Origin of the sequence: Streptomyces sp. (assembly GCF_031181705.1) — a bacterium.
Lineage (GTDB): Bacteria > Actinomycetota > Actinomycetes > Streptomycetales > Streptomycetaceae > Streptomyces.
In genome coordinates this window covers 1-8846 of record NZ_JAPSKN010000150.1, presented here as the reverse complement: position 1 = coordinate 8846, position 8846 = coordinate 1, and the positions used below count along the sequence as shown (strand labels likewise).

At 71.7% G+C, this 8846-nt stretch carries 6 protein-coding genes and 1 pseudogene; 6 read left to right on the top strand and 1 reads right to left on the bottom strand.

The annotated features are described in order from the left end of the window. Window positions 1-148 precede the first annotated feature (148 nt). Window positions 149-1543, top strand: coding sequence for a glycoside hydrolase family 16 protein (locus RIN80_RS22895; protein ID WP_309097523.1), 1395 nt, complete (start codon window positions 149-151; stop codon window positions 1541-1543). 79 nt (window positions 1544-1622) lie between these two features. Here RIN80_RS22895 and RIN80_RS22890 read toward each other — a convergent pair whose 3' ends face one another. Beyond that, window positions 1623-2519: an AraC family transcriptional regulator gene (locus tag RIN80_RS22890; RefSeq protein WP_309097522.1), complete on the bottom strand. Its 897-nt coding sequence runs from the start codon at window positions 2517-2519 to the stop codon at window positions 1623-1625. 157 nt (window positions 2520-2676) lie between these two features. Here RIN80_RS22890 and tkt point away from each other — a divergent pair, with 157 nt between their 5' ends. The 5 genes and pseudogenes from tkt to RIN80_RS22865 form a co-directional block, all read left to right on the top strand. Continuing rightward, the gene (gene tkt / locus RIN80_RS22885; protein ID WP_309097521.1) at window positions 2677-4752 is read left to right on the top strand and encodes a transketolase; all 2076 of its coding nucleotides are present in this window, start codon (window positions 2677-2679) and stop codon (window positions 4750-4752) included. A gap of 19 nt (window positions 4753-4771) precedes the next feature. Next, entirely contained in the window at window positions 4772-5917 is a 1146-nt protein-coding gene (tal, locus tag RIN80_RS22880) for a transaldolase (RefSeq protein ID WP_309097520.1), read from the top strand. Then, window positions 5914-7629 carry a glucose-6-phosphate dehydrogenase gene (gene zwf / locus RIN80_RS22875; protein WP_309097519.1) on the top strand — a complete coding sequence of 572 codons (1716 nt, stop codon included), beginning with the start codon at window positions 5914-5916 and terminating at the stop codon, window positions 7627-7629. The genes tal and zwf overlap by 4 nt, the downstream gene beginning before the upstream one ends. Further along, complete coding sequence (opcA, locus tag RIN80_RS22870) at window positions 7626-8561, top strand: glucose-6-phosphate dehydrogenase assembly protein OpcA (RefSeq protein WP_309097518.1); 936 nt, start codon at window positions 7626-7628, stop codon at window positions 8559-8561. The genes zwf and opcA overlap by 4 nt, the downstream gene beginning before the upstream one ends. After that, window positions 8554-8846: pseudogene (locus RIN80_RS22865) on the top strand (glucose-6-phosphate isomerase); the annotation flags it as partial. The gene opcA and the pseudogene RIN80_RS22865, both read left to right, overlap by 8 nt.

The window sequence follows — 8846 nt, the reverse complement described above, 5'->3', positions numbered from 1 at the left end:
ACTGACTCGCGGTCTTCTTCGTTCAGACTCTGCAGCCAGCGTCCGCCCGCGCACTTTTCTTGGTTCATCCCTTGACGACACGTTCCGCGGTGGAGCACATTGACGGCACTTTGAGAGCGCTCTCACCCCTTTCCCGAGAGGCCCCCACATGAGCGAAACCTCAAGCGCCCCCCGCAGATCCCGCCCCTTCCGCAGGGCGTTCGTCGCCGTCGTCGGCACGCTCGGCCTCGCGGTGGCCGCCGCCGCGGTCGCCACCCCCTCGGCCAACGCCTCGGCCCCGCCGCCCCCCTCGGGCTGGACGCAGGTGTTCCTCGACGACTTCACCGGCCCGGCCGGCAGCGGCGTCAACACCTCCCACTGGCAGTACGCCACCGGCAAGGGCTACCCGGGCGGCCCCGCCAACTGGGGCACCGGCGAGATCGAGACGATGACGAGCAGCACGGACAACGTCTCGCTCGACGGCAACGGCAACCTGCGCATCACGCCCCGCCGGGACGCCGCCGGCAACTGGACCTCCGGCCGCATCGAGACCAACCGCACCGACTTCCAGCCCCCGGCCGGCGGCAAGCTCCGCGTCGAGTCGCGCATCCAGGTGCCGAACGTCACCGGGGCCGCCGCCAAGGGCTACTGGCCGGCGTTCTGGATGCTGGGCGCGCCCTACCGCGGCAACTACTGGAACTGGCCGGCGGTCGGCGAGCTGGACATCATGGAGAACACCCAGGGCATGAACACGGTGTTCGCGACGATGCACTGCGGCACCTCGCCGGGCGGGCCCTGCAACGAGACCAGCGGCATCGGCTCCTCGACCACCTGTCAGGGCACCACCTGCCAGGCGGGCTTCCACACGTACCGGATGGAGTGGGACCGCTCGACGAGCGTCGAGGAGATCCGCTTCTACCTCGACGGCGTCAACTTCCACACCGTGCGGGCCAACCAGGTCGACGCCACGACCTGGCGGAACGCCACCGACCACGGCTTCTTCATCATCCTCAACGTGGCGATGGGCGGCGGCTTCCCCGACGCGTTCGGCGGCGGCCCGGACGCCGGGACACAGCCCGGCCACGCGATGGTCGTCGACTACGTGCAGGTGCTGTCCTCGGGCGGCGGCACCACTCCCCCGCCCACCGGCAACCGGGACGCCTACGGCACCATCCAGGCCGAGTCGTTCGACGCCCAGTCCGGCGCCATGACCGAGACGACCACCGACTCCGGCGGCGGCCAGAACGTCGGCGCACTGGCCAATGGTGACTGGCTGCAGTTCAAGGGCGTGAACTTCGGCTCCACCGCGGCCCGGCAGTTCAGCGCCCGGGTCGCGAGCGGCGCCGCGAACGGCGTCAGCGGGCTGGTCGAGGTACGGCTGGACAGCCGGAGCAACGCGCCCATCGGGAGTTTCGCGGTGGGCAACACCGGCGGCTGGCAGTCGTGGCGGACCATACCCGCCAACATCGGTTCCGTGACGGGCACCCACGACGTGTACCTGACCTTCACCAGCGGGCAGCCGGCGGACTTCGTGAACGTCAACTGGTTCACGTTCGGGCGCTGACCCGGCCCGGTACAGGGGGCTCCACGCACGCGTGGAGCCCCTTTTCGCTGCCCTCGGCGCGGTGGGTCTCCCGCCGCCCTCAGCGCAGCTCGGCGCGGAACGCCGCCGGGGTCCGGTCCGTGTGCTGGTGGAAGAACTTGGAGAAGTTCGCGGCGTCCGGGAAGCCGACCGCAGCGCCCACCCGGCCGATCGGCAGGTCGGTGTGGGCGAGGAGGCGTTTGGCCTCCAGGACGACGCGTCTGTCGATGAAGGACTTGGGGGTCTCGCCGGTGGCGGCCCGGACCGCGCGGACCAGGGTGCGGCGGGAGTAACCGAGCGCGTCGGCGTAGGCACTGACGCTGTGATTGGTGGCGAAGTCCCGCTCCACGGCGTCCCGGAACAACGTGAACGTGGAGTCGGACTGCCGGCGCACCGCCTCCGCCGAACTCGTGGCCAGATGCGCGAGGCGCAGCAGGAACGCCGTCAGGGTGTGGCGCAGGACGGCGGTGTGCAGGCTCGGCGGCAGCGTGGCCGTGTCCTCGTACTCGCGCCGCAACTGGCCGAGCGCGGCGCGCAGTCCGGCGAGCCGGGCCGCGTCGGGGCGCAGCAGGGGCGGCAGGTCGTAGCGGTACAGGCCGGTGGCCTCCACGGTCGAGCGGGGCAGGAAGCCCGGTTGCATGGTGAGCACTGTTCCGCGGTACTCGCTGGTGGGCGAGAAGCGGTGGACCTGCCCCGGGCGGATCCACAGCAGGTCCCCGGCACCGGCCTCGTACTCGGTGAAGTCGACCATGTGCCGGACCGGGCCCTTGCCGCCCTCGCCGAACAGCATCACGACGTGGAAGTCGATGCGGTGCACGCGCTCCAGCGGCGCTTCGGCACGCCAGGGGCGGCCGGTGCCCATGGGGCCGACCTGCATGCCGACGCCGCCGACGCTCAGCTCGACCGGGAAGGGGAACGTTCTGATCCCGTCGCCGCCTTGGCCGCTTCTGTCCGCCATGTCCGCCTCGTACCGCCCCGTTGCCGTATCGCGCCGCCCGTGGGTGTCCCACTTTCACCACAGGCTGGCACACGGCGACCTTCCACCCAAAAAGTCAGACTTTTAGTTTTGAACACGTCAGAGCAGCCCCTCCGCTCCAATCGAGGACTTCTTGAAGATGAGCACGCAGACAGCGGACAGCTTCGAATGGACCGATCTCGACCGGCGTGCCGTCGACACCGCCCGCCTGCTGGCGGCCGATGCCGTCCAGCGGGTCGGCAACGGGCATCCCGGCACCGCGATGAGCCTGGCGCCGGCCGCCTACACCCTCTTCCAGAAGGTGATGCGGCACGACCCCGCCGACCCGGAATGGACGGGCCGTGACCGCTTCGTCCTCTCCCCCGGCCACACCTCGCTGACCCTCTACACCCAGCTGTACCTGGCGGGCTACGAGCTGGAGCTGGACGACCTGAAGGCGTTCCGCACGCACGGCTCCAAGACGCCCGGCCACCCCGAGTACGGCCACACCGCCGGTGTGGAGACCACCACCGGCCCGCTGGGCCAGGGCGTCGCCAACGCGGTGGGCATGGCGATGGCCGCCCGCTACGAGCGCGGCCTGTTCGACCCGGACGCCCCCGAGGGCGAGTCGCCGTTCGACCACACGATCTGGGCGATCGTCTCCGACGGCGACCTCCAGGAGGGCGTCTCCGCCGAGGCCTCCTCCCTCGCCGGGCACCAAAGGCTCGGCAACCTGGTCTTCCTCTACGACGACAACCACATCTCCATCGAGGGCGACACCGCCACCGCGTTCTCCGAGGACGTGCTGAAGCGGTACGAGGCCTACGGCTGGCACGTGCAGCGCATCGCCCCGCAGGAGGACGGCGACGTCGACGTGCGCGCGCTGTACGCGGCACTGCGCGCGGCGCGGGCCGAGACCGGGCGGCCCTCGATCATCGCGATGCGCACGATCATCGCCTGGCCCGCGCCGAACGCGCGGAACACCGAGGCCTCCCACGGCTCGGCCCTCGGCGAGGAGGAGGTCGCCGCCACCAAGCGCGTCCTGGGCTTCGACCCGGAGCGGACCTTCGAGGTCGCCGACGAGGTGCTGGCCCACACCCGCGCGGCCCTGGACCGGGGCGCCGAGGCGCACGCCGCCTGGGACAAGCGGATCGCCGCCTGGCGCGGCGAGAACCCCGAGCGGGCCGCGACCTTCGACCGCGTCAGCAAGGGCGAGCTGCCCGAGGGCTGGGAGGACGCCCTGCCGGTGTTCGAACCGGGCAAGGCGGTCGCCACCCGTGCCGCCTCCGGCAAGGTGCTCCAGGCGCTCGGCCCGGTCGTTCCCGAGCTGTGGGGCGGCTCCGCCGACCTGGCCGGTTCGAACAACACGACCATCGACAAGACGTCGTCGTTCCTGCCGCGCGGCAACCCGCTGCCGGAGGCCGAACCCTACGGCCGGACCGTGCACTTCGGCATCCGCGAGTTCTCCATGGCCGCGGAGATGAACGGCATCGCCCTGCACGGCAACACCCGGATCTACGGCGGCACGTTCCTGGTGTTCTCCGACTACATGCGCAACGCCGTGCGCATGTCGGCGCTGATGCAGCTGCCGGTGACGTACGTGTGGACGCACGACTCGATCGGTCTCGGCGAGGACGGCCCGACCCACCAGCCGGTGGAACACCTGGCCGCGCTGCGGGCCATCCCCGGGCTGAACGTCGTACGGCCCGCCGACGCCAACGAGACCGCGGTCGTCTGGGCGGAGATCCTGCGGCGGCACACCACCGACCCCGCCCCGCACGGTCTCGCGCTCACCCGCCAGGGCGTGCCCACCTACGAGCCGAACCCGGACGCGGCGCGCGGCGGGTACGTCCTCGCCGACTCCTCCACCGAGGTGCCGGACGTGATCGTCGTCGCCACCGGGTCCGAGGTGCAGCTCGCCGTCGCCGCGCGCGAGGCGCTCCAGGCCGAGGGCATCGGCACGCGGGTCGTGTCGATGCCCTCCGTGGAGTGGTTCGAGCAGCAGCCGCGCGCCTACCGCGACAGCGTGCTCCCGCCGTCCGTGCGGGCCCGGGTCGCGGTCGAGGCCGGGATCGGACTGACCTGGCACCGGTTCGTCGGCGACGCGGGACGCATCGTCTCGCTGGAGCACTTCGGCGCCTCCGCCGACGCCAGGACGCTGTTCGCCGAGTACGGCTTCACCCCCGAGAACGTCGTCGCGGCCGCCCGGGAATCCCTCGCCGCCGCGCGCGGTTGATCCGGCCGCCCGAAGGAAGATGATCACTGTGACCGAAGCAACCGCGAGCGCGGGAGCACTCAAGCGCCTGTCCGAGGCGGGCGTGTCGATCTGGCTGGACGACCTGTCCCGCCGGCGCGTCGAGTCCGGCAACCTGGCCGAGCTCGTGCGCACCAAGGGCGTCGCCGGCGTCACCACCAACCCGTCGATCTTCCAGGCGGCCATCGGCTCCGGCGAGGGCTACGAGCAGCAGCTCGCCGACCTGGCGGTGCGGGGCGTGACCGTCGACGAGGCGGTCCGCATGATGACGACCGCCGACGTGCGGGCCGCGGCCGACGTGCTGCGGCCGGTGTACGAGGCTACGGGCGGCCGGGACGGCCGGGTCTCCCTCGAGGTCGACCCCCGGCTGGCCCACGACACGGCGGCGACCGCCGCCGAGGCCCGGCAGCTGGCCTGGCTGGTGGACCGCCCCAACGTGATGATCAAGATCCCGGCCACGAAGGCGGGCCTGCCCGCGATCACCGAGGTGATCGGCGCGGGTATCAGTGTCAACGTGACCCTGATCTTCTCCCTGGAGCGCTACCGCGAGGTGACGGACGCCTACCTCGCCGGCCTGGAGCGGGCGCGGGCGGCGGGCCTGGAGCTGTCGGCCGTCCACTCGGTGGCGTCCTTCTTCGTCTCCCGGGTCGACGCCGAGGTCGACAAGCGGCTGACGCTGCTGGGCACGGACGAGGCCCTCGCGCTGAAGGGCCGGGCGGCCCTGGCCAACGCGCGGCTCGCCTACGAGGCGTACGAGGAGGTCTTCGCCGGGCCGCGCTGGCAGGCCCTCGAGGAGGCCGGGGCGAACCGCCAGCGCCCCCTTTGGGCCTCCACCGGTGTGAAGGACCCCGCCTACGAGGACACCCTGTACGTGGACGGGCTGGTCGCCCCCGGCACGGTCAACACCATGCCGGAGTCCACCCTTGACGCCGTCGCCGACCACGGCGACGTCCGGGGCGACACGGTCACCGGCGGTTACGACCGGGCGCGGGCGGACCTGGCGGCAGTCGAACGGCTCGGCATCGCATACGACGAGGTGGTGCGGCAACTGGAGGACGAGGGAGTGGCCAAGTTCGAGGTGGCCTGGCAGGACCTGCTGGACGCGGTCACCAAGTCCTTGAACAGCATGGGAGTTGACGCGGAATGAGCGAGGACATCCACCGGACGGCCGAGCAGGAGACGAAGGGGACCAAGGAGGACAAGGAGGCCCGGGCGGCCCAGGAGGCGGCCGGGGTCGAGCAGACGGGGGCCAGCGGCACGCGGGAGCCGGCCGAGGGCGAGCAGGCCGGTGGCAGCGGCACACCGCGGACCGCCTCGCGCCCGGTCCGGGCCGACACCGACTTCGTCAATCCCCTGCGTGACGCCCGTGACCGCCGTCTGCCCAGGATCGCGGGCCCCTCCGGGCTCGTCATCTTCGGCGTGACCGGCGACCTGTCCCGCAAGAAGCTGATGCCGGCCGTGTACGACCTGGCCAACCGCGGTCTGCTGCCGCCGGGCTTCTCGCTGGTGGGCTTCGCCCGCCGGGACTGGGAGGACCAGGACTTCGCGCAGGTCGTGCACGACGCGGTGCGCGAGCACGCCCGCACCCCGTTCCGCGAGGAGGTCTGGCAGCAGCTCGCCGAGGGCATGCGGTTCATCCCGGGCGACTTCGACGACGACGACGCGTTCGAGCAGCTGCGCTCCGCCGTGGAGGAGCTGGACGCCTCCCGGGGCACCAGCGGCAACTACGCCTTCTACCTCTCGGTGCCGCCGAAGTTCTTCCCCAAGGTCGTCCAGCAGCTGAAGAAGCACAAGCTGGCCGACGCGCCGGAGGGCTCCTGGCGCCGCGCGGTCATCGAAAAGCCGTTCGGGCACGACCTGGAGTCGGCCGAGGAGCTCAACCGGATCGTGCACGACGTGTTCGACCCGGAGCAGGTCTTCCGCATCGACCACTACCTGGGCAAGGAGACGGTCCAGAACCTCCTGGCCCTGCGCTTCGCCAACCAGATGTTCGAACCGATCTGGAACCGGTCGTTCGTGGACCACGTGCAGATCACCATGGCCGAGGACATCGGCATCGGCGGCCGGGCCGGCTACTACGACGGCATCGGCGCCGCCCGTGACGTCATCCAGAACCACCTGCTGCAGCTGATGGCGCTCACCGCGATGGAGGAGCCGGCCGCCTTCGACGCCCCCTCGCTGCTCACCGAGAAGCTGAAGGTCCTCAAGGCCGTGCGGCTGCCGCAGGACCTGGGGCAGGGCACCGTGCGCGGGCAGTACGCGGCGGCCTGGCAGGGCGGCGAGAAGGTGCGCGGCTACCTGGAGGAGGAGGGCATCGACCCGTCCTCCACGACCGACACCTACGCCGCGATCCGGCTCCAGGTGGACAACCGCCGCTGGGCCGGCGTGCCGTTCTACCTGCGCACCGGCAAGCGGCTCGGCCGCCGGGTGACGGAGATCGCGGTCGTCTTCCAGCGGGCCCCGCACTCCCCCTTCGACTCCACGGCGACCGAGGAGCTGGGCGCCAACGCGATCGTCATCCGGGTCCAGCCGGACGAGGGCATGACGGTCCGCTTCGGCTCCAAGGTGCCGGGCACGTCGATGGAGATCCGGGACGTGACGATGGACTTCGCCTACGGCGAGTCGTTCACCGAATCGAGCCCCGAGGCGTACGAACGGCTGATCCTGGACGTCCTCCTGGGCGACGCCAACCTGTTCCCGCGTCACCAGGAAGTGGAAGAGTCCTGGAAGATCCTCGACCCGATCGAGCAGTACTGGGCCACGCACGGCCGGCCCGCGCAGTACGCCGCGGGCAGCTGGGGACCCGCGGAAGCCGACGAGATGCTCGCACGAGACGGACGGAGCTGGCGCAGGCCATGAAGATCGACCTGACCGACACCACGGCAAGCAAGATCAACAAGGCGCTGGTGCAGGGTCGCCGCGCCATCGGCACACCGGCCGTGGGCATGGTCCTGACGATGGTGATCGTCACGGACGAGGAGAACGCCTACGACGCGATCAAGGCGGCCGAGGAGGCCTCGCACGAGCACCCCTCGCGCACCCTGGTCGTCATCAAGCGCCACGCCCGCACCCCGCGCGACCGCCAGCCCTCCCGGCTGGACGCCGAGGTCCGCGTGGGCGCCGACGCGGGCACCGGCGAGACGGTGATCCTGCGGACCTACGGCGAGGTGTCCGACCACGCCGACTCGGTCGTGCTGCCGCTGCTGCTGCCGGACGCGCCGGTGGTGGTGTGGTGGCCGGTGGACGCCCCCGACAACCCCGCCAAGGACCCGCTCGGCGCCCTGGCCCAGCGCCGGATCACCGACCTGTACGCCGTCGAGGACCCGCTCGGGACCCTGCAGCGGCGGGTCCGCTCCTACGCGCCCGGCGACACGGACCTGGCCTGGACCCGGTTGACGCCCTGGCGTTCGATGCTGGCGGCGGCGCTGGACCAGGCCCGGGCGAAGGTGGTCTCGGCGGCCGTGGAGGCCGAGGCCGAGAACCCCGCCGCCGAGCTGCTGGCCCGCTGGCTGGAGGCCCGGCTGCACGTCCGGGTCGACCGCGTGGAAAGCGCCGGGCCGGTCGTGACGGCCGTGCGCCTGGGTACCGAGAACGGCGAGATCGTCATCGACCGCCCCGAGGGCCCGCTGGCCACGCTGACCCTGCCGGGCCAGCCGTCCCGGACCCTCGCGCTGAAGGTCCGTGCCACGTCCGAACTGATCGCCGAGGAGCTGCGGCGCCTCGACGCCGACGAGATGTACGCCATCGCCCTGAACGGCGAGGCGACCGAGGAGACCCCCGCTCATGTCTGACTCCCCCGCCGGCTCACCCCGGCTCACCCGGCGGCCCGAGTGGGCCGCCCTGGCGAACCACCGCGCGGACGCGCTGCCGCAGCCGGACCTGCGGAAGCTGTTCGCACAGGACCCGGGCCGCGCCGAGCGCTACGTCGTGCGCGTCGGCGACCTGCGCATCGACTACTCCAAGCACCTGGTCACCGACGAGACGCTGGCCCTGCTGCGGGAGCTGGCCGCCGCCACCGACGTGTTCGGGCTGCGGGACGCCATGTTCCGCGGCGAGAAGATCAACACCACCGAGAA

Coding starts and splice junctions, on each gene's coding strand:
- RIN80_RS22895 (WP_309097523.1), top strand. CDS start 149: ATGAGCGAAACCTCAAGCGCCCCCCGCAGATCCCGCCCCTTCCGCAGG.
- RIN80_RS22890 (WP_309097522.1), bottom strand. CDS start 2,519: ATGGCGGACAGAAGCGGCCAAGGCGGCGACGGGATCAGAACGTTCCCC.
- tkt (WP_309097521.1), top strand. CDS start 2,677: ATGAGCACGCAGACAGCGGACAGCTTCGAATGGACCGATCTCGACCGG.
- tal (WP_309097520.1), top strand. CDS start 4,772: ATGATCACTGTGACCGAAGCAACCGCGAGCGCGGGAGCACTCAAGCGC.
- zwf (WP_309097519.1), top strand. CDS start 5,914: ATGAGCGAGGACATCCACCGGACGGCCGAGCAGGAGACGAAGGGGACC.
- opcA (WP_309097518.1), top strand. CDS start 7,626: ATGAAGATCGACCTGACCGACACCACGGCAAGCAAGATCAACAAGGCG.